The organism is Candidatus Omnitrophota bacterium (genome assembly GCA_028712255.1).
GTDB lineage: Bacteria > Omnitrophota > Gorgyraeia > Gygaellales > Profunditerraquicolaceae > UBA6249.
This window is the reverse complement of record JAQTQJ010000005.1, coordinates 95,976-118,121: the sequence shown is the minus strand read 5'-3', so window position 1 is coordinate 118,121 and position 22,146 is coordinate 95,976. Positions and strand designations below refer to the sequence as shown.

The following is a 22,146-nucleotide window of genomic DNA, read 5'->3' as shown; positions in this document are numbered from 1 at the left end:
TTGGCATCTCTGGCGCGTTCAAGCAGTTCCATATCGGCTGCCGTCGCCTCTTTGATATAATCCAACCCGCTAACCAATTTCTCGCCTTTTTCAGAATTAATATGAATGATAAATTTTTCGCCCAAATCCACCAGCATCAGGTCATACCCCCCGCGAGGGACATGGTTACCCATAGAAGTACAGTTTGCGTATTTATCGCAGTATTTCAAACATTCTATGCCGATAATCGACATCCTGTCTTTGCGGTTAAGATAATTGGGATCCTCCGGGGCATCTCTAAAAACCACATCCATGCATTGAATACCGGCGATATCGCAAGTATGCACCCCGAAAAGAATGAAATCCTCGAATTTATCAATTGCCTTAGAGGTTTTAAACGGTTGGACGCTGAATTTAAATAATTTTTCTTTCTGCGGAAAATAATATTTCTTAGGCGGTAGGATAGTAGGTATATACTCAAGGCAGACATCCTGGGCATCTTTTACCGGCCGGAAAACAAAAAGGTTCTCCTTTTTACGCGGGGCATAAAGCTTGGCCTTGCCCTTTAAGTGCTCTAACCAATTATTTAGGTTTATTTTTTTTAAGCTTGCGTATTTCACTTTTCTATAGCCTCCGTTTCTCCTGCAAACTCTAATCCGGTAATTTCCAGTTCCGGCCCAAAAGATATTGTATCGACGGCAACCTCCAGGCCCTCAAACCTTGTACCCAAAACTGCTTGTTGATAATGTTGGAGAAAATGCTCTTTATTCAGGCTCCCGAATTCGGAAATAGAAAGGCGCACCTTCCTGAGTTTACGGGAAGCTTGATCCTCCTGTTCCTGGAGATACTTCAGGATATTTTTTAGAAGATAGGTATCGTGCATGGATAAAACAAGTATGGATTTATTTAAGTATAACAAAAAAACTGGATAAAACAAGAATAAAAAATATAATTTTAAAAACGGTTATTTAAGCAGAATGGTAATATTGTTACGTAAAACTTCAAGATACCCGGCTTGCTTTGTTTCTATCGACCTGGCTAGGCCTGCATTATCTTTGAAAGTAATTACGCCGCACTTAAGCTTAGCAACCAGCGGGGCATGAGATGCCAGGATACCAAGATAACCCGATTCAGAAGGAGCAACCAGAGAAACTGCTTCTCCTTCATATATTATCTTATCACTGGAATAAATACCGACCTGAAAAGCTTTAAGCATATCCTTTTATTTATTATTAAGTAACTGATTATTCTTCTCTATTGCTTCTTCGATTGAACCTACCATATAAAAGGCTTGCTCGTGCAAATGGTCAAGCGAGCCGTCAATAATCATCTTAATCCCTTTAATCGTATCCTCAAGTTTTACATATTTGCCTTTAATCCCGGTAAAATTCTCCGCCACAAAAAACGGCTGGGAAAAAAACCTCTGCACCTTGCGCGCGCGCTGCACGGTTAATTTATCTTCATCCGATAGTTCATCAACGCCAAGGATGGAGATAATATCGCGCAGGTCTTTATAGCGCTGCAGGACCTTTTGCACGGCTAAAGCGGTATTGTAATGATCCTCCCCTAAAAGCCGGGGGTCCATAATTCGTGAAGTAGAATCCAACGGATCAATCGCAGGATAAATTCCTAATTCAGAAATTTGGCGCGACAAAACGATTTTTGCATCAAGATGAGAAAATACCGCAGCCGGAGCCGGATCAGTCAAATCATCCGCCGGCACATATACTGCCTGAATAGAAGTTATCGAGCCGTTACGGGTCGAAGCAATTCTCTCCTCAAGTTGAGCTACCTCTGTGGAAAGATTGGGCTGATATCCTACTGCAGAAGGCATACGGCCAAGCAATGTTGAGACTTCAGAACCTGCCTGGATATAACGATAAACATTATCGATAAATAAAAGCACGTCCTTCCTCTCCTGGTCGCGGAAATATTCTGCCATAGTCAAAGCAGATAATCCGATACGCAGGCGCGCTCCCGGCGGCTCATTCATCTGGCCAAAAACCAGAGCACTATTCTTAATTACCCCAGATGCATTTAATTCAAGCCATAATTCATTTCCTTCTCTGGTACGCTCTCCGATTCCGGCAAAAACCGACACTCCTCCATGCTCGGTAGCAATAGTCCGGATTAACTCCATAACAATAACTGTCTTGCCTACGCCTGCTCCGCCGAATAATCCGACTTTCCCCCCTTTAGGGATAGGCGCCAAAAGGTCAAGCACCTTTAGGCCTGTTTCCAAAATATTCTCAATAGGCAGCTGCTCTTGGAAATTTGGAGAATCTCTATGTATGGGACTTCTTATTTCCGGATGCTCTAACGCACCTTTACCATCGATAGGCTCACCCAAAAGATTAAATATCCTGCCTAAAGTCTGCTTACCAATTGGCACGGTAATCGGGCTGCCGGTATCAATTGCTTTCATGCCGCGCACTAAACCATCAGTCGAGCCCAAGGCAATACAACGCACAGTACTGTTTCCGATATCCTGGGCAACCTCAAGAGTAAGGTTAATTCCCTCCTCCTGGATTTTAATCGCATTCAAAAGCTGCGGCCCTTGGCCTTGCGGAAACAGGATATCCACGCTTGGCCCAATAATTTGAATAATTTTTCCTTCTGCCATAAGTACTCCGTTAATTTAATTTTTATTAATATAACAGTATGCTATTTATCCTTTCAACGCTTCAACTGATGAACTAATCTCTAAAATATCCTGAGTAATCCCTGCCTGCCTAACTTTATTTCTTAACAGTAGTAATCCTTCTAAAAGCTCTAAAGCATTATCGGTTGCAGTTTTCATGGAAATAGTCCTGGCGGCATGTTCAGAAGTAAACGCCTCTAAAAAAACCAGGCGCATTTTAACCAAAAGATACTGCGGGACCAAATCCTCAAGCAAGCTCTCCAAATCCGGTTCACTGATATATTCAATTGGTTTTTTTTCTTTTGCTTCGATAGCCAGAAGGCGCTCAATAGTTGCCTTCTGGACGATAGAATTCTCAAAATACGTATAGGCCAGATAAATCGAGTTGGCCTTGCCGCTTAAGAACAACTGAATGAATTCCGTGGCAATCTTATCGGAAGTACTCTGCGCAAATTTTGCGTTTTGCCCTAAGTATGAATTTATAATTTTTACCGGTTTATTCCTAAAATAACTTAACCCCTTCTGGCCCAACAGAATTAGCTTCACCTTATCTAAACCATGTTTACTCAGAAATTCTTCGACAACACGAAAAATATTCTGATTATATGCTCCGCATAAACCGCTATCGGAAGTTATCACGCAAAGCACAATATCCCCTTCCAGAGAGCTTTGATTAAAATATCGCAGTAAAGACCCCTGCGATAAAACAGCCAGGTTATGCATAAGGTTTTCAAACCTCAATGCATATGGCCTTAAAGCAAATAACGCATTCTCGCTACGGTTGAGCTTGGCAACAGAAACCAGCTGCATGGCCGCAGTTACCTTTCTGGTGTTTTCCACGCTACGAATACGATTTTTTATCTGTTTTATAGGTTGCGGCATAATCTCTAAGGATTAGTTGAAAATGTTTGTTTAAAATCAGTAATCAAGCTATCTAATTTACTCTTTAGGCTAGCATCTAAATCATTTTTAGAATCTATTTCCGCCAAAATTCCGGAATATTTCTCATCTATAAATTTATAAAGTTGGCTCTCGAATCTCTTCACTGTTTTGGCCGGCAGCCCATCCAGGTACCCATTGGTACCGGCGTAAATAATAATTATCTGTTTGGCTGTTGAAAGAGGCTCATACTGGGATTGTTTTAATGCCTCGACCATTCTTTCTCCGCGGGTTAACTGAGCGCGTGTAGTTTTATCCAAGTCAGTGCCAAATTGCGTAAAGGTTACTAGCTCCCGGTACTGCGCAAGATCAAGCCTGAGTTTCGAAGCCACCTGGCGCATAACCTTACTCTGCGCCTTGCCTCCCACGCGCGAAACTGATAGACCCACATTTACCGCAGGACGTACACCGGCATAAAATAAATCGCTTTCCAGATAAATCTGGCCGTCGGTAATTGAAATCACATTGGTTGGGATATAACTTGAAATATCTCCGGCCTGAGTTTCGATAATGGGAATAGCGGTAATGGAACCGGCGCCTAATTCATCATTCAATTTTGCGGCGCGTTCAAGCAGCCGCGAATGCAGATAGAAAATATCACCCGGGTAAGCTTCTCTTCCCGGCGGCCGCCTTAGAAGTAATGACAACTGCCGATAAGCCTGGGCATGTTTAGAGAGATCATCATAAATTACTAAGACATGTTTTCCCGTATACATAAACTCTTCAGCCATGGCACAAGCAGCATATGGGGCCAAATATTGTAAACTCGCGGAAGCACGGCTAGAAGCGCTAACAATCGTAGTATACTCCATTGCCCCGTATTTTTTAAGAACTTCGCTTACTGCCACCACGCTGGATAATTTCTGGCCGATAGCGCAATAAATACAATAAACATCTTTGCCTTTTTGATTAATAATTGTATCGATAGCAATCGCGGTTTTTCCGGTTTGCCGGTCTCCGATAATTAGTTCGCGTTGGCCGCGGCCGATAGGAGTCATAGTATCAACAGCCTTAATCCCTGTCTGTAACGGTTCCTTAACCGGCTGCCTTTCTACTACATTGGGAGCGCTAGATTCCAGAGGCCGAAATTTCTGCGTATTGATCTGGCCTTTACCGTCGATTGGCTTGCCTAAAGCATTCACCACTCTACCGACTAAAGCCTCCCCAACAGGAACTTGGACGATCTTGCCTGTGCGCTTAACAATATCCCCTTCACGGATATTTTTATCCGGATTATCCGTGCCAAAAATCACTACCCCAACACTATCCTCCTCCAGGTTTAAAACCATACCCATAATATTATCGGAAAATTGCACTAACTCCCCCATCATTACATCATCCAGCCCGTAAATACGCGCAATCGTATCCCCCACCTGAATAACTGTACCGATAGACTCGGTGCGCAGGCGAGTCTTATATTTTTCCAACTCTTTTTTAATTATTGAAGTAACTTCTTCGGGTTTTAAAACCATCTTAATTTATCCTTACTGTAGAAAGCTTCTCCCTCAAACCCTCAAGGCATTTCCTTACCGAACCATCAATAATGGTATTGCCTATAACCACCTGTACCCCACCCAACAAACTACCGTCTAAATTTATATAAAACCTTAAATCCTGTTTAAACCTCTTCTTCAAAGCAAGCTCTATCTTTTTAATCAAATCTAAATCTAACGGAAAAGCGGTTTTAAGCAAAACATCAACCTGGCCTTGATGGGCGTATTTTACGCGCAGGTATTCGGCGACATCTAAAAAGATGTCAAAACGTTTTTTATCAAGAAGAAGCTTTAAAAAATTAAGCATCTCACTGGCAATACCGTCTTTGATTACTCCATCGATAATCAGGCACTTTTCAACGTAAGAAATTTCCGGATTATCCATTAGCTGGCTAAATCCGGGATTATCGCGGATAATATTTTTTACAGCCACCAAATCCTCTAAAGCCTTCTTTTGCCCGCAATTTGCCTTAGCAAAACTAAAGAAAGCCTCAGCATATCTACTCACTACCGCTCTATCTTTTATCATTCTACTTTCTCAATTTCTTTAATAAAATTTTCCACTATTTTGCGGTCACCTTCTTCAGTTAACTTTTCCTGAATAAGGTTCCTGGCCGCGCTCAAGGCGATATCCACAATCTTATCCCTGAGCTGCTCCTCTACTTTAGAAACCTCGTATTTTACCTGATTACGCGCATCAGTAAGGATATCCTGAGCATCCTCATGTGCCTTTTTACGCATTGAAGAATTTATTTTTTTTCCTTCTTCAATAGCCTCATTAATCTTTACCTGTGCCTGGTTTTGAATTAAAACCATCTTTGATTCATAATCCGCCTTGATCTTGGCAATTTGGATTTTGGTATCTTCTATCTCTTTAAGTTCAGCGCTGATTCTTTCCTTACGCTTATCCAAAAGGCCTAGAATTTTTTTCCAGGCAAAATGCCTGAGTAAAAATAATAGCAGAAAAAAACTTAGGATCTGCGCAAAAATCTCACTTGCGCTGAGCATCTTCAATAGTTCCACTTAACTATTCCTTCCCGATTATTTCCCTGCGTACATAAAAGCGAAAACCAAAACATAGATGGTGATTGCTTCAATAAAAGCGCAACCGATAATCATGTTCATCATGATTTTATTGCTCGCTTCCGGCTGCCTGCTAATACCTCCCAAAGCCGCAGCCACAGCAATACCTAAACCGATTGCCGAACCAAATGCCGCTAGCCCCAACGCTAACGGAACACCTAAATCTAACGCTGCCTTAAAATCCATATTACTCTCCTCCCTCTACTGTATAGCTTCCTCTTCATGAGTTAATACAAGCGCAAAATATATTGTGGTTAACAAAGTAAAAACTACTGCCTGCACTATGGCCGTTAATACCGCCATAGACATATTAAAAAATAGGAGCGGCAATCCTTTAATTCCAAAACCAGAAAGTAAACCAATGAGAATCTCATCTCCCCAAATATTTCCCCGCAGACGTAAAGATAGGCTTAAAGGCCGAATCAACTCCGTAATAATATGCAAAAATAACATGAATAACGGCATAATAATTGTAACGGCTAAGATCCCGCGCGGTTTACCAGCCAAATGGTCCAGATAACCTAAAAAACCTAATTCCTTTACCGCAGTATATTGCACATAAAAAAATACGCATAATGACAAAGCCAGAGTCGTAGACCAGCTGGCAGTTGATGCCTTCATAAACGGAATCAAGCCAGTTAGATTCATAAAAAGAATATAGATAAATAATGTTCCGATAAAAGGAGTATATTTTCTACCCTTAGGCCCAAGTATCCCGCAGACAAAATCATTAAGGCCTCCTACAAATACCTCAGCGCAATTCTGCAGGCGGCTACTAGGGACTAAATTATTTTTTCTACTGGCAAAATAAGCTAAAACACCTAACAGTAGAACAACAATCAGGGAGTAACTGACATGTTCCCAAAGATAAATATATTTAAAAAATGAATTTGCGGGAAACCTCTGCGCTAATACGGCAAAGATATCCGGTAACTCCGGCATGTTAATATTGTGACTCATCTCTTAGTTGTCCTGGCTACAAGCCTTATGATCCTGATCGCTTCCATTATACCTACTACCAAACCAAAAACAACACTTACCAACACTACATGTGTAGACAAATTAAATTTCTTTTGTAAAAAATCCCCGACAAAATAACCCGAAAGCGGCCCCGCCGCCAGCATAAACGGGATAAAAGTGGCAAAACCAACTGTTTTTACCTCTTTATAAAAATCTTCCTTGCGCATAAGCTATTGATAAAAAAATTGACGTCTTCTATCCAATATCGGATTTAGGACGTCTACGTTTTATTAATTACTACTGCCTCTTTGTAGAATTGTTTTAAATTATATCACAAGTTAAATGCTTGTCAATTATTATGTTCCTAAAGTGCACGCCCCACTGCCCTTAAAGTATTTTTAATATCGCAGGCTGTATGTTTTATGGAAATAAAATTAGCTTCAAACTGCGACGGAGCCAAGTAAACCCCTTGCTTGAGCATATTCCGGAAAAAACAAGAAAACCCGGGTAAATTGCACCTAGAAACATCATCATAATTCCTAAGTAGCCTTCTATTTGTAAAAAATAAAGTAAATAAAGAACCTGCCCTTTGTACCGTTACCTGAACTCCGGCTTTAGCAATAATTTCTTTTAGCCCCAGTTCAAAACTTAAGCTCAATTGGTTTAAACTATCATAAATCTTATTTTCGCTCAATATTTTAATAGTCTTGATCCCTGCTTCTACCGCCACAGGGTTACCGGACAATGTCCCTGCCTGATATACCGGCCCGTCCGGAGAAAGAAAATCCATTATCTCTTTCCTCCCCCCGAAGGCGCCTATCGGAAAACCTCCTCCTAGGATCTTGCCCAATATCGTCAAATCCGGCCTGACTCCGGTAATCTCCTGCGCTCCTCCCAAAGCAACGCGAAAGCCGGTAATGACTTCATCAAAGATTAACACAATATTATTTACCCGTGTAATTTCCCTTAATTCTTCTAAGAAACTCTCTTGCGGCAGAATAACTCCCATATTTGCCGCAATAGGTTCAATAATCACGCAAGCAATATTATTCTTATAGCGTTTTACCGCAATTTTTACTTTATCGATATCATTAAATGGCAAAACAATAGTATCATGCACGAAACTTTTATTTACCCCTGCTGAAGAAGGAGCCCCAAAGGTGGCACAACCTGAACCAGCAGCAACCAAAAGGCTGTCAAAATGCCCGTGATAACAACCTTGAAATTTTATTATTTTCTCTCTACCCGTATAACCGCGGGCAAGGCGCAAAGCAGACATTGCGCCTTCAGTGCCGGAAGAAGTAAATCGTATCTTCTCAATAGAAGGATAAATTTTATTGATTAATTGGGCAAGCTCAGTTTCTTTCCGAGTGGGAGCTCCAAAACTTGTGCCTTTTTCAAGAGACTGCTTAACAGCTCCTATCACTCTTCTATCAGCATGGCCTAAAATCATCGGCCCCCAAGAAAGCACATAATCTATGTATTTATTATTATCGACGTCGTAAATATAGGCGCCATTGGCTTTTTTAATAAACAACGGGCCCATTCCTACCGCTTTAAAAGCACGCACGGGGCTGTTTACTCCACCGGGGATGAACTTTTTTGCTAAATTAAAACAGGCCTTTGATTTTTTAAGTATTAAATTTTTCACATTAATAATTAGCTGCAGTTTTTTTGTATTCTTCCGAAGAAAACAAAACATTATAACCTTTACAGCCTATTCTTCTATGAATACCTTTAACCACATTCAAACACTCTTTTTTAGAGCTAGCGTGAATCATTGAATAAAGGTTATAATTCCAACCAGGCGCCTTTTTTCTCTGATAACAATGGCTGATTTGTGGAAAGCTAGCCATTAAACTGCCCGCTTTATTAAGGCGTTCCGACGGAATATTCCAAACTACCATCGCATTATATCTGAGACCTATTTTTCTATGGTTAAAACTCGCACAAAATTTACGCAAGAGATTGTTTGCTTTATAAAACCTCAGCCTCCTAAGAAGAACCTTTTGTTTTATACCAAGTTTACAAGACAATTTTCTGAAAGGCTGCTTAACCAACGGAATATCCTGAGAGATTAAACTGATTATACTTTTATCGAGCTTTGAAAGCATTTTTATGAATTTTTTATCGGAAACTTTACATCAATTTTAAATATCTTTATTACCGGAAATTCCGAAATCTTCCTAATCTCACTATCTTCCTTGAGCTCAGTTATAATTTGGGCGATTCTCTTAGTATCCCGAGCAATCAAAGTAAACCAAAGGTTATACTCGCCATCCCTCTTGTAATTATGAGTAACCTCGGGATACAAATTTATCCCCTTGGCAACTTTTTCAATATATCCGGAAGTAATTTTTGCGGCTACTAAAGTAGAGACAAAACCAATCTTACGGGGGGAGAAAACCGCGCTTATTCTGCGAATTACGCCTTGTTTTTTTAATGCAGCGATTCTTTTTAAAAGATAATCCTCTTTAATATCCAATTTATCAGCTATAACTTCCCAAGGCCTCTCCATAAAAGGAATATCCTCCTGTAAACAATTCAAAAGACGCCTGTCCAGTAAACTTAATTTACTCCTTTGCCTTTGGTATATAGACACAATACGGCTCCTCTTCTAAATAATCTTTGGATACGGCATAGGCCCTGGCGCGGCATCCTGCGCAAACTGTCCTGAATTCACAGATACCGCATTTACCTTTATATTTAGAGAAATCACTTAAATTATTAAATACTTCCGATTCTGCCCAGATTTTCTTAAACTCCTTTTCCCTTACATTACCGCATTTTATATCTAAATACCCGCAAGGCTGCAAATCTCCGGTATGCGAAATAAAACAAAAACTTACTCCCGCCATACATCCCTTGCCGGTTAAAGAAACGGCAGGTTCAAGATGCTCCTGTAGTAAAATACGGTTTAGATGCGGAGCACAGGTAATCTTTATCTCTAAAGTTGATTTATCCTTCTCTTTAGCCAGCCTCTTAAGCGTCTCTTCGTATTCCGCCGCCGACAACTCTTCGCCTATCATACCCTTAGCGCGGCCTGTAGGTACAAGCAGGAAAATATGATGCGCTTTAGCACCGAGCTTCTTGGCCAAATCCATAATTTGAGAAAGTAATTTAATGTTGCGCTTGGTAACCGTGGAATTTATCTGAAATTCAAGGCCGGCTTTCTTTGCCTTGGCTAGGCCCTCACAAACCTGCTTAAAGGCCCCAAAAACCTGCCTTAAATTATCATGAGTAGCCGCATCAGAGCCGTCTAAACTTACAGAAATTCTTTTTATACCCACCTGTATAATTTCTGCGACATTCTCATAAGTAAGCAATGTTCCATTGGTCGCCAAAACCATCCTTAAACCTTTTTTCTTCCCATATTTGGCAATCTCAAAAATATCTTCTCTTAATAATGGTTCCCCTCCGGTAAGAATTATGATTGGATTATTAAAAGACGTAATCTCATCTATCAATTTAAAGCATTCATTTGTAGTCAACTCATTGTCATACGGCCCATATTTGCTAGAAGCGCGGCAATGGCTGCAGGCTAAATTACACCTACGAGTAAGCTCCCAGGCAATCATCCTTAGGGTACTTGAATTATTCATTTTAAATCATGGGGACGGTTCTCTTCGAGAACCGTCCCCATTGTTTTAGCCATCTGGCCAGATCCTGAGCATAGTAAGAAATAATTAAATCGGCGCCTGCGCGCTTAAAACCCGTCATAGTCTCAAGTAGCACTTTTTTTTCATCAAGATACCCTTTAACTGAAGCGGCTTTAATCATCGCGTACTCACCGCTTACAGAATAACAGGCAAGCGGAAATTTTAATTCCTTTTTAATCCTATAGATTATGTCCTGGTATCCTAATGCCGGCTTTACCATCAGCATATCCGCGCCCTCCTGGATATCAAGTTTGGCCTCAAGTATTGCTTCATCAGAATTATAATAATCCATCTGATAGGTTTTCCTATCGCCAAATTTAGGAGCTGACTCAACCGCGTCCCTGAAAGGGTTATAAAAACTAGAAGCGTATTTTACCGAATAAGCTAAAATCCTTACTTTCGGATAATTATTTCTTATCAACACTTCTTTTATCGCTCTGACTTGCCCATCCATCATCGCGCTAGGAGCGACAGTATCTGCGCCTGCGCACGCATATGAAAGAGCAATCCTACTTAACATTTTTACTGTTTGAACATTATCAACGTAAGAATTTTTTATAATTCCGCAATGGCCATGCGTTGTATATCCACACATACAAACATCAGCAATTACATTCAATCTCGGAACAGCTGTTTTAATTGCGCCTATTGCCTCTTGCACGATTCCTTTTTTGTCGTAAGCTACAGAACCAATTTTATCTTTATGCGCGGGTATGCCAAATAAAATTATTGATGGTATCCCTAAACTATAGATTTCTTCCGCTTGTTTAACAACTTGCTTCAAAGAAAACTGATAAATTCCCGGCATTGACTTGATTTCTTTTTTTTCTAAAATGCCTTCTTTCACAAAGATAGGCATAATCAAATCTTTTGCCGATAACTCTTGCGTTTCACGTAATTTCTTACGTGTTAGCTCATTTTTTCGTCTATCTCTCAAACTCATCTGTTTAAAACTTCTTCTTCAGTCAGATAGCAGGCAGGATCCTCTTGCCAGAGATCACCGTAAAATGCCTCAGAACGCGCCCGAAAATTTCCAGCGCATATATTCTTAAAATTACAACGGCCACATTTACCTTTTAAAAGCTGTAGGCGATTTCTTAAATTACGCAGTAATTGGTTGCTCTGGTCCATCCAGATTTCGCTAAACTTCTTCTGCTTAACATTGCCAAGAACATGCTCTCTCCAGAACTGATCCGGATGCACATTACCTAAATTATCCACATTGGAAATGCCAATTCCCGATTTATTACCACCATTAATCTTAAGCAGCTCTAAAGCTCTTTGCGCTCTTTTGAGATCATCTTTAATTAACTTCATATATAAATAAACACCATCGGCGTGATTATCCACGGTTAATATCTCCGTATTAGTTTTAGAAAGCCCTCTGCAGCGAGCAAAAATCAAATCCATGGTATCGCGCGCCTCTTGATGCGTTAGATCATCATCAATCATCGCGCTTGCTCTTCCGGAATAAACCAGATGATAAAAACAAACACGAGGAATATTCTCCGCTTCAACTAAATCAAAGATACCGGAAACATCTTTAAAATTATACTTATTGATGGTAAAACGCAACCCCACACGCACATTATTGGACAGGCAATTCCTTATGCCGGATAAAGTTTTCTTAAATGCGCCTTTTTGCCCTCTAAACTTATCATTGATTGATTCTAAACCATCCAAACTTATACCAACATAAGAAAATCCGGCGTCTTTGACTCTTTTAACAATATCATCGGTGATTAAAGTGCCATTGGTTGAAATTACCGTGCGTAGGCCACGCTCTTTGGCATATTTTCCCAGCTCAAATAAATCCTCACGGATAAATGGCTCGCCTCCAGAAAACAAAATTACCGGGACGCCAAAAGCAGCCAGGTCATCAATAAGTATTTTTGCCTCCTGCGTGGTAAGCTCACCGGCACCAGGGGATTTTTTGGCATCAATATAACAATGAATACATTTTAAGTTGCAGCGGAGTGTAGAGTTCCAAACCACAATCGGACGATTTGTATCTGCAGGCTTCCCCTTTTGGTAGCGTATCTCATCATAAAACCCAGCTTTTTCGCAAAGTAATCTCGTGCAGTTAATCATCTTATTTCTTATAACCCTATTTCCCGATTAGCCTGAAAACTGTTTCCTTTTTGTTTTTTGAATCGACTCTACTAAACCATCAATTGTATAAACCATTGCTTCTTGATTTACTTTTAAACCATATTCTCGGATAGTCGTAGATGTAACCGGGCCGATGGAAGCAAGGCAGACGCCTTTAAGCAGGCTGCGGTAATCTTTACCCAGTAACTCCATAAAATTCTTCACACTTGAGGAGCTGGTAAAGGTAACTAAACCTACTCCCTGCTTTAAACATTCTTTTAATTTTGGCGCGCTCTTTTTTTCAACAAGAGTATCATATAAATCAATTACTTTGACCTTAAATCCCAGTTTTTTAAGCCCATCCGGAAGCACATCGGGCGCCTGTTTTGTACGCAGTATCAAAGCGCTACCACTTTTTAATTTAATATCATTAAAATGTTTGACAATTGCCTTAGCGCAGAATTGTACGGGTACGTAATCTGCTCTTATCCCTATCCTAACCAATGACTTTGCTGTCTCAGAGCCAATCGCACAAACCTGAGCCCTTGCGAATATTCGGCTATCTTTACCAGTTCTCTTTAAGAATTCCGTAAATTCCGCAACACCATTTTGACTGCTAAAAAATACCCAATCGTATTCATTCTGCGAAAATGCTTTCTGTAGCTGAATATCAGCTTTAAGAGATACAATTTTAATTACTGGAATTTCAATAACTTCAGCGCCTAAGTCGATTAATTTCTCAGAAAGTAAACTTGCCTGTTCTCTGCTGCGCGTAACCAAAATTCTCTTGCCTAATAACGGCTTTTTCTCAAACCAGTTTAAATCTTTTCTGAATTTAACCACCTCGCCAACTACAATTATTGCCGGCGGAGTAATTTTGCTTTCTTTAGCCAACTGCACAATATTTTTTAGGGTCCCGGTAATAGTTTTTTGTTTTCCAGTTGTCCCCCACCTGATTATCGCAACAAGCGTTTTAGGCGGCTTTCCATTCTCAATTAATTTCCCAATTATTTTCTCTAAATTACCTACGCCCATTAAGAAAACCATTGTACCCAATCCTTGAACAAGAGCTTCCCAATTAATATTAGAATCTTTTTTTTTAGGGTCTTCATTACCAGTAATAAACCCAACAGTAGAATTTTGGCTCCTGACTGTAAGCGGAATACCGGCATATGTGGCAACTGCAATTGCGCTGGTTACTCCCGGTACAATTTCAAAATCTATTTTTCTCTTCTTCAAATAAAGCGCTTCTTCCGCTCCCCTGCCAAAAATTAATGGGTCTCCGCCCTTAAGCCTCACGACTACCTTATGCATACGCGCTTCTCTTACAAGCAGTTGATTGATTTCATCTTGCGGCAAAGTATGGGCGCCGGATTTTTTACCTACATATATTAACTTACAATTGCTTTGCGCATTTTGAAGCAGATTGGAATTAACCAAATAATCATAGATAATACAATCAGCCCGCTTGATCAACTGGAGGCCTTTAACAGTAATTAATTTCGAATCACCCGGCCCAGCTCCTGTTAGATATACTTTTGGCTTAAGCATGTTTTTAGCCTATTCTTTCAAGAATATTTTTTGCCCCGTTAACAAGTAATTTATCCGCCAGAGCCAATCCCAAACCCTCTCCATCTTTCTTGTCTCCGGAAATCTTATCTTTTATTGCAACTTTACCATCCAGGGAAAACACACCGGCATTAATAATTATTTTATCCCTCTCTATTTGCGCATACACCCCTATCGGAGCATGGCATCCGCCTCCTAATCTAGACAACACTGAGCGTTCCGCGTTAATACAAAGATGCGAGAGCTCATCATCCAACGTTTTTACTATTTCCTCTATATCCATTCTACCTTGCAAAATCTGGATTCCTAAAGCGCCCTGGGCAGCCTGGGGTAAAACTTCTTCCAGAGGAATAACCGACATCGATAACTTAAGCCCCAGCCGCTTTACTCCGGCATAAGCTAAGATAATTGCGCCGTAGAAACCATCGTTTAATTTGCGAATACGGGTGCCTATATTGCCCCGTAGATCGATTATGTTTAAATCCGGCCTAAGATGTAAAAGCTGGGCACGACGGCGCAAACTACTTGTGCCAACCTTACTATTTTTAGGAAGAAACTTAATATTATATTCATCTTTGGAAACCAAAATATCACGTAAGTCTTCTCTTGGCGTAACCGCTGCTATTTTTAAACCTGAGGTTATCTCAACGGGTAAATCCTTCATACTGTGTACTGCCAAATCAATTTCACCTGCTAATAAAACTTCTTCAATCTCCTTGGTAAATAAACCCTTATCCCCGATCTTATCCAAAGATAAATCCAAAATCTTATCACCGGTAGTCTTAATAGTTTTAATTTTTATATCCAAAAGCGGGTATTTTTCTCTTAACAGATCTTTTACGATATTTGCCTGCACCAGCGCCAGCTTACTTGCGCGCGAACCTATAATCAAACTCTTGAGCACCATATTTTATGTTTTCCTTTAACCACCAATCCATAAAGGCCTCGGTGGAATTATCAATAATCCTGTCGCAAGTATCTAATTCGTTCTTTCTTAAAGATATATTCTGCTCAATAATTTTTTGCAAGTCATCGATATTATAGAGATAAACATTATCAATTTTACTTACCTCTGCATCTACATCGCGCGGCACTGCCAAATCAATAATAAAAAGCGGCTTCTGTTTTCTCTTAGGCATGAAGCCTAGCATATCGTCTTTATGGATAATACAATACGGGGCGCCGGTAGAAGTAATAACTATATCCACATCTCCTAATCTCTCTTTAAAACTATCAAAGCTAACCGCGGTCGCGGAAAATTTATCGGTTAGAATTTTCGCTTTATCTAGCGTGCGATTGGCAACCAGTATATTTTTAATCCCGCTTTTCTTTAAATATGAAACTAATTGCTCTCCAATTAGGCCTGCACTAATAACCAAAGCAACTTTACCGTCTACCCCCCCCAATATCTTTTTTGCCAACCTTATCGCAGCTGAACTCACTGAAATAGCTCCACGTCCAACAAGAGTATCGCTGCGTATTTTTTTTGCGGTGTTCAACGCCTTCTCAAATAACCTGTTTAATATCTTGCCAGTAGAGCGGCTTTCCCTGGCATCCTGGTAAGCCTTTTTAACCTGGCCTAATATCTCCATTTCTCCGATAACCATGGAATCAAGGCCCGAGGAAACCCTAAATAGATGCTCTATTGCCTCTTTATCCCTGTAAACATAAAACATACCTTCATAATCGGCAAGGCGCAAATTATGGAACCTACTTAAAAAATCTTTGACTGGGCCGATAAAATCTTTTTTCTGGCCAACCACCACATATATCTCCATCCGGTTACAAGTAGATAGGATTAAGTTTTCCGACAAGGCCCCCTGCCCCTTAAGCATCCGGTTAACTTCAACAATCTGCTTAGACGAAAATGAAAATTTTTCCCTAATCCCCACCGGAGCCATCTTATGATTAATACCTATAACTGCTAAATCCACCCCACACCTTCTTTCTTGCTCATAACCCCCTTAGCTCCTAATAAAATCTTTAAACCTTTCTTTATTCTCTTTCTTGCTTTCTGCTCTTTATTTTTTTTAAGAAGGCTTAGTATTTCCGGTTGTAACATCCTTTTAAAAAGGAGGTTTCTGATTCGCGGGTTTTTTATTTCTTTCAAAGCCTGAGGACGGATATCCTTCATCAAACGCAATAATTTAGCATATTCAGAACCAAACCTCTGTTGGATATCCTGCCGGATTTTTTTGGCTAGCGCCGGACTTACCCCATTGGTGGATACGCTTATAGTCAAACTTCCTCTTCTTAGAACCGAAGGCAGAATAAAATTACAATCCTTAGGCGAATCTACCACATTAACTAAGATATTTTTTCTCAGGCAATAAGCGCAAATCCGAGCGTTTAATTTTCTATCGCCAGTAGCGGCAATCACCAAAAACGCGCCACACAGATCCTTTAAATCAGCTCTTTTATTCTTAAATACAATTCCCTTCTTCTCAACTAATCTTCTCAGCTGCGGCGCTATCTTTTCACCAATTACCCAAACGCGCCCCCCATATTCTAAAATTCGCTTAGCCTTACGGAACGCAACTTGCCCGGCGCCAATTACCACGCATTTTTTATTCCTTAACGCCAGATTTACAGGATAATATTTAATCATCATTTTTACGGGCTTATTTGTTAATTTTTAATTTATCTTCAGAATAGATCATCTGGCCGTCAGTAGTAATAATAACCGCCCGCAGATCCTTAATCTTATTGAGCTTCTGAATTCCTTTTTGGACCCCCAAAATAAAGGGTATCTTTGCCCAAGCCTGCGCCAAGACAGGATCCTGATGAATAACTGTTACACCGGCAACCCCCTCTGTAGGATATCCTGTTACCGGATTAAATATATGATGATACCGCTTTTTATTTTCAATAAAAAACCTTTCATAGTCTCCTGAACTGGCTACAACTTGATCCTGTGCCTCTATATACCCTAAGATATCTTTACCGCGGGGATTCTTAATCCCTATTTTCCATGGCGTAATTACATTTTTTCCTAAAACATATACATCGCCTCCCAGATCAATCAATGCAGAAGTTATCCCATTATCTTTTAAGACCTTTGCTGCCTCAGCCAACGCATAACCTTTGGCGATCCCGCCAAAATCGATTCTTACGGCCTGATCATCTTTATTCAGTTCTCCATCCTTAAATAAAAGGTGCTGGTAACCAACATGGCGCAGGCATTCTTTAATCTCTTCATCCTTGGGGATACGCAAAGACTTTGCGTAAAAACCCCAGAGCTCCGACAATGAAGCAACAGTAATATCAAAGGCGCCGCCAGAATCCTTACTTATTTCCAATGATCTCTTTATCAAACCGATAATTTCCGGATCAGTTATCGGCTGGCTTTTTCTGTTAAAAGCATAAACCGGACTTTGAGGATTAATCGGATTAAATTTTATGTTTATCTCTTGCATCCGGATAAAAGCTAAATTAATTGCTTTATTAGCGATATCCTTAGAACCTAAAGCTGTAATCGTAGCATAAGTACCCATCATCAAGCGGGTTTTTTTCTCCGTATGGAATATACGTAAGTTAACCTGCTTAATACTCCAGAACCCCAAACAAATCAAGAGTGTAACGCCAAATATCTGAAATAATTTTTTCATTATTAAAAAGGTGAGAGGGTATTAATCTATTCGGTTTTAGTGGCAATATTCAGATTTTTAATACCAAGCTCGTTGAATATGTCCAAAAGGCCCACAATATCCTTAAACCTGACCATTCTATCCGAAAATAAAATTACTTCTAGAGATGGATTAAGCTGATGAATCTTGGCGACCTCTGCCTTAAGGCTTTTGCGCAAAATAAGCTTATTATCAAGATAAATTAAGCCTTCGTTGGTCAATGTAATACTAATCTGCCGGGTTTCCTGCACTGGCCCTCCTGTGGCTGAACTAGGCAGATTAACCCGGATATTAGACTGCAGGATAAGCGGAGTTGTAATCATAAATATAATCAAAAGCACCAGGATTACATCCGTAAACGGAGTAATATTTATTTCGGCGATCAGTTTTTGTTTACCGGCAGGAGGCCTCATTTTTTTATCGCGCTAAGCAGGTCCATGGTTTCAGAAGCAGCCAACTCCATGTCCTTGATAAAAGAATCGATCTTTTTCATGAAATAATTGTAGGAGACAACAGCAGGCACAGCCACACAAAGGCCGGCTGCGGTGCAAGCCAACGCCTCCGATATTCCGCTTATTACCACGCTTATTCCTCCTGAACCGCTGGCGGATATATCATGAAAGGCGCGAATAATACCTAGAACTGTCCCAAATAAACCTATGTAAACAGCCACGCTGCCGATAGTGCCAATTATGGCGGTAAAACGCTCAAGTATTGTAGTTTCGATAATAATTTGGCGCTCCATATTATTGGAGATTTCTTTTTCGCTGCAATCAAAAAAATTTATTCCGGCATAAACCACCTTGGCAAAAGGGGCGTTTGCCTGCTCACAGCTTTCCTTAGCCGAATTCAAGTTTACTTTTTTAACCTCCTGGCGGATTTTTTGCATAAAATCCTCACGCTTGAGCCTGGATTTATTGCGGTAAAAAATAATTCTCTCCAAGATTATCGCAATTGACAATACCGAAGAAGCCAAAAGCACAACCATAGTAAAGCCACCGACCTTAATTAATCCCCATATATTCATAATAGAACCTCCTACTTACCAAAATAAGCATAAAAATAACCGTTATTGGGATAATATAGCACAACTAAGATTTAAATACCACTTTTTCGATATGTATCTGTTGGTTTACTGCAGAACGCAAAGCCACCTCAGAGCATTTCGGGCAGGAAAAATTCTTATTTATCCATTCAAAATCTAAATTACATTTGGGGCAATATAATTTTGTTTTAACCAGCCGTACAGACAATTTGGCTCCTTTTAACCGGCTATTCTTCTCCCTGACTTCCTCAAAATAAAGTTCAATTGAACCCGGATCCAGACCGCTTGAATCGCTAACAGACAAAATAATCTCAACAATTTCTTTTTCTTTGCTTGCGGCTAAGACGCCCTTAATAACCTCCTCAATAAGATGATACTCATGCACGCCTAAAAACCTCCTCTGTCCTGGTTTGAGTAGAAGCAGAATAAGTGTTTTCCATAAACAGGCATTTTACCGGACAAACATCTACACAATAGCCGCAGGAAACGCAGCGTAACCGGTCAATCTTCCATTCTTTGTTGTCCTTAGTTACCAGGATGGCCTGAGCAGGGCATTTTCTCTGGCACATACCGCAATATATACACCTATTTATATCAATAGTAATACTGCCGCGCGTAAACTTATAATAAGTTTTAGGAACAAAAGGATAGCGGAAAGTTACCGGCCTTGTGCACAAACTCTTCAAAACCTTTTTTGCCATCACGAATATCTTCATTCTTATCGCTCCGTACAGCTTATACAGGGATCAATGGTTAAAACTAAAATCGGCACATCCGCCAGCTGGCAACCCGGTAATAATTTAACCATCGCAGGCACATTGGCAAAAGTAGGAGTGCGCACTCTCAGGCGCTGGAGGAACCGCGATCCGTCTGCCTTAGCATAATAAATGACCTCCCCCCGCGGCTGCTCAGTGCGGGCAAAAAATTCACCGTTTGGCGTGCCGGTTACTTTAACCTCAATAGCCCCCGGCTCAATTTTTCCGGCTGCCTGTTTGATCATATCAATAGACTGAAAAATTTCCCTTATCCTTACCAGGCAACGGCTATAGCTATCGCCGGCTGTCTCAGTTATCGGTTCAAAATTAATCTCCTTATAAGCAACATAACCTAATTTACGCGTATCTAAACTTACTCCGCTAGCCCTGAGGGTTGGGCCGACCGCCCCTAAAAGATAAGCGTCTTCCTTGCTTAATATCCCCACCCCCACTAAACGATGCTTAACGGAACTGTCGTTTATAAAAACATCTGTAATCTCCCTGATTTCTTTGGCGTAATTTTCTAGTTTTAGGACAATTTCTACCAGTTTCTCAGGAGAAATATCTTTTCTTACTCCGCCGATTTTAGCCGACCCAAAGATTACCCTGCCGCCTGTAGTCTCTTCGATAATATCCAGGATTTTCTCTCTTAATCTCCAGGTGTGCATAAAGAGCGCTTCAAAACCAAAACCATCAGCCATTAATCCTAGCCACAAAAGATGGCTGTGAATTCGCGAGAGCTCCGACCAGATTAAGCGCAAGTAATTTGCCCTCTTAGGAACCTCTACCTGCATAAGTTCTTCAATAGCGATGCAATATGTCAAGCCGTGGATAAAACTACAGATACCACAAATCCTTTCAGCAACATAAACAAAATCAATAAAATCCCTTTTCTCAACTAATCTCTCAAGGCCGCGGTGAATAAAACCTAACGAAGGAATTGCCTCAATTACCTTTTCATCCTCAACTACTAGATCCAAATGAATAGGCTCAGGCAACACCGGATGCTGCGGTCCAAAAGGTATAATTGTCCTCTTAGGGCTGTTCATTTTGCGGATTGAATCCTCTCTTTATGGAAGTGCGATAAAAATTGCCTTTATAGTCTAAAGCAATATCCTTAAACCTTACTCCGAATAAATCATGAATTTCGTTTTCGTATAAAAAGGCACACCAATAAATACTGCTTATACTGGGAATCTCAATATCTAGGTCCGTTAATTTAACCTTAAGGTTAGTAAAATGGTAATTTTTATCAAAGGAGTAATTTAGTTCTAGGCAATCAGGCAGTTTAGTACAACCAACCTGCACCAAACGGAGCCCGGATTTACAAAGATTCTCAGCATAACTTAACAAATCCTTAATCTCAATATTAATTAATTTTTGCTCTTCAATCATTTCAGCTCTTCCTTGATTAGCTTCTCCATAAAAACCCTGTCGCGCAGTTGCGAAACATGCTCCCGCTTAAATATTTTATATCCTAACCTCTGGTGAAAATAAATATTACGTCTGCTCTTATGTCCGGTAAATACCTCAAACCTTGCAGCCTGCGCAAAATAAGCTTCAATTTTATGCATCAGTTTTCTACCCAGTCCATAATTCTGATAACTAGGATGCACAATCAAACGCCCAATATGGCAAGTATTCTCTTCCATATAAGCGCGCACAGAACCCACGGCCTTATCATGCATTACACTTTTTAGAAAAACCTTATTTTTAAAATCGCTCTTTATCTCCTCAAGGGTTTGGGTTAAGGGAGAGAGGCTAAAATCATTATAGATTTCAGCTTCGCTTTGATAAGCTAATTTTTGTAAATTCAGTATCTCCTGGGCATCTTTAATATTGGCTTCGACAATAATTAATTCTCCTTTACCGCCTGAAATCTGTTGAAACTTCTTATGTTTTTCCTCCAGAATCTTTAATCCCCGGACCACTCCGTCAATAATTGCCTCCGGCCTCACCGCGCAACCGGGAACATAAACATCTACGGGAATAATCTTATCCACTCCTCCGGATACATTATAACATTCTCTAAATACCCCTCCGGATGTAGCGCAAATACCTAAAGCAAGAACTATTTTTGGCTCAGGCATCTGGTGGTATATATTCTGAATTACTTCCTTATTTTGCTCGTTAACCGAACCGGTAACTAAGAATATATCGGCATGCTTGGGATTGCCGGTATTGATTATTCCGAAACGCTCCAGGTCATAAACCGGAGTAAGGCAAGCCAATACCTCTATATCGCAGCCATTACAGCTTGAAGCATCATAATGAATAACCCAAGGTGACCTTTTTAAATATGACAT

The 22,146-nt window shown here is 40.3% G+C and carries 29 protein-coding genes and 1 pseudogene; all 30 read right to left on the bottom strand.

Features of this window, described 5'->3' with window-relative positions; genetic code table 11:
• On the bottom strand, positions 1-599 hold a 599-nt coding region (locus tag PHC29_03775; protein MDD5108612.1), incomplete at its 3' end, for a Ni/Fe hydrogenase subunit beta.
• Complete coding sequence (locus PHC29_03770; protein MDD5108611.1) at positions 596-916, bottom strand: hypothetical protein; 321 nt, start codon at positions 914-916, stop codon at positions 596-598. The genes PHC29_03770 and PHC29_03775, both read right to left, overlap by 4 nt.
• 27 nt (positions 917-943) lie before the next feature.
• The gene (locus tag PHC29_03765; protein MDD5108610.1) at positions 944-1,195 is read right to left on the bottom strand and encodes a F0F1 ATP synthase subunit epsilon; all 252 of its coding nucleotides are present in this window, start codon (positions 1,193-1,195) and stop codon (positions 944-946) included.
• Between the two features lie 6 nt (positions 1,196-1,201).
• Positions 1,202-2,602, bottom strand: coding sequence for a F0F1 ATP synthase subunit beta (gene atpD, locus PHC29_03760; GenBank protein ID MDD5108609.1), 1,401 nt, complete (start codon positions 2,600-2,602; stop codon positions 1,202-1,204).
• A gap of 45 nt (positions 2,603-2,647) precedes the next feature.
• Entirely contained in the window at positions 2,648-3,502 is an 855-nt protein-coding gene (gene atpG, locus PHC29_03755; GenBank protein ID MDD5108608.1) for an ATP synthase F1 subunit gamma, read from the bottom strand.
• A 5-nt stretch (positions 3,503-3,507) separates the two neighbouring features.
• Entirely contained in the window at positions 3,508-5,031 is a 1,524-nt protein-coding gene (gene atpA, locus PHC29_03750) for a F0F1 ATP synthase subunit alpha (GenBank protein ID MDD5108607.1), read from the bottom strand.
• Position 5,032: 1 nt separating this feature from the next.
• Entirely contained in the window at positions 5,033-5,581 is a 549-nt protein-coding gene (atpH, locus tag PHC29_03745) for an ATP synthase F1 subunit delta (GenBank protein MDD5108606.1), read from the bottom strand.
• Complete coding sequence (gene atpF, locus PHC29_03740; GenBank protein MDD5108605.1) at positions 5,578-6,075, bottom strand: F0F1 ATP synthase subunit B; 498 nt, start codon at positions 6,073-6,075, stop codon at positions 5,578-5,580. Before atpF ends, atpH begins: the two co-directional genes overlap by 4 nt.
• 18 nt (positions 6,076-6,093) lie before the next feature.
• The gene (atpE, locus tag PHC29_03735; GenBank protein ID MDD5108604.1) at positions 6,094-6,321 is read right to left on the bottom strand and encodes an ATP synthase F0 subunit C; all 228 of its coding nucleotides are present in this window, start codon (positions 6,319-6,321) and stop codon (positions 6,094-6,096) included.
• A gap of 15 nt (positions 6,322-6,336) precedes the next feature.
• Complete coding sequence (gene atpB / locus PHC29_03730) at positions 6,337-7,095, bottom strand: F0F1 ATP synthase subunit A (protein MDD5108603.1); 759 nt, start codon at positions 7,093-7,095, stop codon at positions 6,337-6,339.
• Positions 7,092-7,322 carry an AtpZ/AtpI family protein gene (locus tag PHC29_03725; GenBank protein MDD5108602.1) on the bottom strand — a complete coding sequence of 77 codons (231 nt, stop codon included), beginning with the start codon at positions 7,320-7,322 and terminating at the stop codon, positions 7,092-7,094. Before PHC29_03725 ends, atpB begins: the two co-directional genes overlap by 4 nt.
• Before the next feature lie 137 nt (positions 7,323-7,459).
• On the bottom strand, positions 7,460-8,746 hold the full coding sequence (gene hemL / locus PHC29_03720) for a glutamate-1-semialdehyde 2,1-aminomutase (GenBank protein ID MDD5108601.1): 1,287 nt from the start codon (positions 8,744-8,746) through the stop codon (positions 7,460-7,462).
• Between the two features lies 1 nt (position 8,747).
• The gene (locus PHC29_03715) at positions 8,748-9,209 is read right to left on the bottom strand and encodes an Lrp/AsnC family transcriptional regulator (GenBank protein ID MDD5108600.1); all 462 of its coding nucleotides are present in this window, start codon (positions 9,207-9,209) and stop codon (positions 8,748-8,750) included.
• Positions 9,210-9,211: 2 nt separating this feature from the next.
• Positions 9,212-9,697, bottom strand: a complete 486-nt coding sequence (locus PHC29_03710) for an Lrp/AsnC ligand binding domain-containing protein (protein ID MDD5108599.1) — start codon at positions 9,695-9,697, stop codon at positions 9,212-9,214.
• On the bottom strand, positions 9,669-10,697 hold the full coding sequence (locus tag PHC29_03705) for a radical SAM protein (GenBank protein ID MDD5108598.1): 1,029 nt from the start codon (positions 10,695-10,697) through the stop codon (positions 9,669-9,671). The genes PHC29_03710 and PHC29_03705 overlap by 29 nt, the downstream gene beginning before the upstream one ends.
• A 1-nt stretch (position 10,698) precedes the next feature.
• Positions 10,699-11,697 carry a porphobilinogen synthase gene (gene hemB / locus PHC29_03700; GenBank protein MDD5108597.1) on the bottom strand — a complete coding sequence of 333 codons (999 nt, stop codon included), beginning with the start codon at positions 11,695-11,697 and terminating at the stop codon, positions 10,699-10,701.
• Complete coding sequence (locus PHC29_03695) at positions 11,694-12,845, bottom strand: radical SAM protein (GenBank protein ID MDD5108596.1); 1,152 nt, start codon at positions 12,843-12,845, stop codon at positions 11,694-11,696. The genes hemB and PHC29_03695 overlap by 4 nt, the downstream gene beginning before the upstream one ends.
• Positions 12,846-12,872: 27 nt before the next feature.
• The gene (gene cobA, locus PHC29_03690; protein ID MDD5108595.1) at positions 12,873-14,396 is read right to left on the bottom strand and encodes a uroporphyrinogen-III C-methyltransferase; all 1,524 of its coding nucleotides are present in this window, start codon (positions 14,394-14,396) and stop codon (positions 12,873-12,875) included.
• Between the two features lie 4 nt (positions 14,397-14,400).
• Positions 14,401-15,321, bottom strand: a complete 921-nt coding sequence (hemC, locus tag PHC29_03685; GenBank protein ID MDD5108594.1) for a hydroxymethylbilane synthase — start codon at positions 15,319-15,321, stop codon at positions 14,401-14,403.
• The gene (hemA, locus tag PHC29_03680) at positions 15,281-16,348 is read right to left on the bottom strand and encodes a glutamyl-tRNA reductase (protein MDD5108593.1); all 1,068 of its coding nucleotides are present in this window, start codon (positions 16,346-16,348) and stop codon (positions 15,281-15,283) included. The genes hemC and hemA overlap by 41 nt, the downstream gene beginning before the upstream one ends.
• Positions 16,339-17,025, bottom strand: a complete 687-nt coding sequence (locus PHC29_03675; GenBank protein ID MDD5108592.1) for a bifunctional precorrin-2 dehydrogenase/sirohydrochlorin ferrochelatase — start codon at positions 17,023-17,025, stop codon at positions 16,339-16,341. The genes hemA and PHC29_03675 overlap by 10 nt, the downstream gene beginning before the upstream one ends.
• Before the next feature lie 10 nt (positions 17,026-17,035).
• Positions 17,036-18,022 (bottom strand): FAD:protein FMN transferase, encoded by a 987-nt coding sequence (locus tag PHC29_03670; protein MDD5108591.1) that lies wholly within the window; start codon positions 18,020-18,022, stop codon positions 17,036-17,038.
• A 26-nt stretch (positions 18,023-18,048) separates the two neighbouring features.
• On the bottom strand, positions 18,049-18,453 hold the full coding sequence (locus PHC29_03665) for a biopolymer transporter ExbD (protein MDD5108590.1): 405 nt from the start codon (positions 18,451-18,453) through the stop codon (positions 18,049-18,051).
• A complete protein-coding gene (locus PHC29_03660; protein ID MDD5108589.1) occupies positions 18,450-19,067 on the bottom strand; it encodes a MotA/TolQ/ExbB proton channel family protein in 618 nt (205 codons plus the stop codon). Before PHC29_03660 ends, PHC29_03665 begins: the two co-directional genes overlap by 4 nt.
• Before the next feature lie 64 nt (positions 19,068-19,131).
• Positions 19,132-19,470 (bottom strand): hydrogenase maturation nickel metallochaperone HypA, encoded by a 339-nt coding sequence (locus tag PHC29_03655; GenBank protein MDD5108588.1) that lies wholly within the window; start codon positions 19,468-19,470, stop codon positions 19,132-19,134.
• Positions 19,463-19,801 (bottom strand): 4Fe-4S binding protein, encoded by a 339-nt coding sequence (locus PHC29_03650; GenBank protein ID MDD5108587.1) that lies wholly within the window; start codon positions 19,799-19,801, stop codon positions 19,463-19,465. Before PHC29_03650 ends, PHC29_03655 begins: the two co-directional genes overlap by 8 nt.
• Before the next feature lie 2 nt (positions 19,802-19,803).
• Positions 19,804-20,889, bottom strand: coding sequence for a nickel-dependent hydrogenase large subunit (locus tag PHC29_03645; protein ID MDD5108586.1), 1,086 nt, complete (start codon positions 20,887-20,889; stop codon positions 19,804-19,806).
• Complete coding sequence (locus PHC29_03640; GenBank protein ID MDD5108585.1) at positions 20,876-21,235, bottom strand: NADH-quinone oxidoreductase subunit C; 360 nt, start codon at positions 21,233-21,235, stop codon at positions 20,876-20,878. Before PHC29_03640 ends, PHC29_03645 begins: the two co-directional genes overlap by 14 nt.
• Complete coding sequence (locus PHC29_03635) at positions 21,232-21,618, bottom strand: GNAT family N-acetyltransferase (protein MDD5108584.1); 387 nt, start codon at positions 21,616-21,618, stop codon at positions 21,232-21,234. The genes PHC29_03640 and PHC29_03635 overlap by 4 nt, the downstream gene beginning before the upstream one ends.
• 114 nt (positions 21,619-21,732) lie before the next feature.
• Positions 21,733-22,146, bottom strand: a pseudogene (locus tag PHC29_03630) (NADH-quinone oxidoreductase subunit B family protein).

What these genes read in the sequence shown, in the direction of transcription:
- PHC29_03675 (MDD5108592.1), bottom strand. Translation starts at nt 17,025, where the DNA reads ATGATGATTAAATATTATCCTGTAAATCTGGCGTTAAGGAATAAAAAA.
- cobA (MDD5108595.1), bottom strand. Translation starts at nt 14,396, where the DNA reads ATGCTTAAGCCAAAAGTATATCTAACAGGAGCTGGGCCGGGTGATTCG.
- atpG (MDD5108608.1), bottom strand. Translation starts at nt 3,502, where the DNA reads ATGCCGCAACCTATAAAACAGATAAAAAATCGTATTCGTAGCGTGGAA.
- atpA (MDD5108607.1), bottom strand. Translation starts at nt 5,031, where the DNA reads ATGGTTTTAAAACCCGAAGAAGTTACTTCAATAATTAAAAAAGAGTTG.
- hemC (MDD5108594.1), bottom strand. Translation starts at nt 15,321, where the DNA reads ATGGTGCTCAAGAGTTTGATTATAGGTTCGCGCGCAAGTAAGCTGGCG.
- PHC29_03640 (MDD5108585.1), bottom strand. Translation starts at nt 21,235, where the DNA reads ATGATTGAAGAGCAAAAATTAATTAATATTGAGATTAAGGATTTGTTA.
- atpB (MDD5108603.1), bottom strand. Translation starts at nt 7,095, where the DNA reads ATGAGTCACAATATTAACATGCCGGAGTTACCGGATATCTTTGCCGTA.
- PHC29_03670 (MDD5108591.1), bottom strand. Translation starts at nt 18,022, where the DNA reads ATGAAAAAATTATTTCAGATATTTGGCGTTACACTCTTGATTTGTTTG.
- PHC29_03665 (MDD5108590.1), bottom strand. Translation starts at nt 18,453, where the DNA reads ATGAGGCCTCCTGCCGGTAAACAAAAACTGATCGCCGAAATAAATATT.
- PHC29_03705 (MDD5108598.1), bottom strand. Translation starts at nt 10,697, where the DNA reads ATGAATAATTCAAGTACCCTAAGGATGATTGCCTGGGAGCTTACTCGT.
- atpH (MDD5108606.1), bottom strand. Translation starts at nt 5,581, where the DNA reads ATGATAAAAGATAGAGCGGTAGTGAGTAGATATGCTGAGGCTTTCTTT.
- PHC29_03725 (MDD5108602.1), bottom strand. Translation starts at nt 7,322, where the DNA reads ATGCGCAAGGAAGATTTTTATAAAGAGGTAAAAACAGTTGGTTTTGCC.
- hemB (MDD5108597.1), bottom strand. Translation starts at nt 11,697, where the DNA reads ATGAGTTTGAGAGATAGACGAAAAAATGAGCTAACACGTAAGAAATTA.
- PHC29_03645 (MDD5108586.1), bottom strand. Translation starts at nt 20,889, where the DNA reads ATGAACAGCCCTAAGAGGACAATTATACCTTTTGGACCGCAGCATCCG.
- atpD (MDD5108609.1), bottom strand. Translation starts at nt 2,602, where the DNA reads ATGGCAGAAGGAAAAATTATTCAAATTATTGGGCCAAGCGTGGATATC.
- atpE (MDD5108604.1), bottom strand. Translation starts at nt 6,321, where the DNA reads ATGGATTTTAAGGCAGCGTTAGATTTAGGTGTTCCGTTAGCGTTGGGG.
- PHC29_03695 (MDD5108596.1), bottom strand. Translation starts at nt 12,845, where the DNA reads ATGATTAACTGCACGAGATTACTTTGCGAAAAAGCTGGGTTTTATGAT.
- PHC29_03660 (MDD5108589.1), bottom strand. Translation starts at nt 19,067, where the DNA reads ATGAATATATGGGGATTAATTAAGGTCGGTGGCTTTACTATGGTTGTG.
- PHC29_03715 (MDD5108600.1), bottom strand. Translation starts at nt 9,209, where the DNA reads ATGCTTTCAAAGCTCGATAAAAGTATAATCAGTTTAATCTCTCAGGAT.
- PHC29_03650 (MDD5108587.1), bottom strand. Translation starts at nt 19,801, where the DNA reads ATGAAGATATTCGTGATGGCAAAAAAGGTTTTGAAGAGTTTGTGCACA.
- PHC29_03765 (MDD5108610.1), bottom strand. Translation starts at nt 1,195, where the DNA reads ATGCTTAAAGCTTTTCAGGTCGGTATTTATTCCAGTGATAAGATAATA.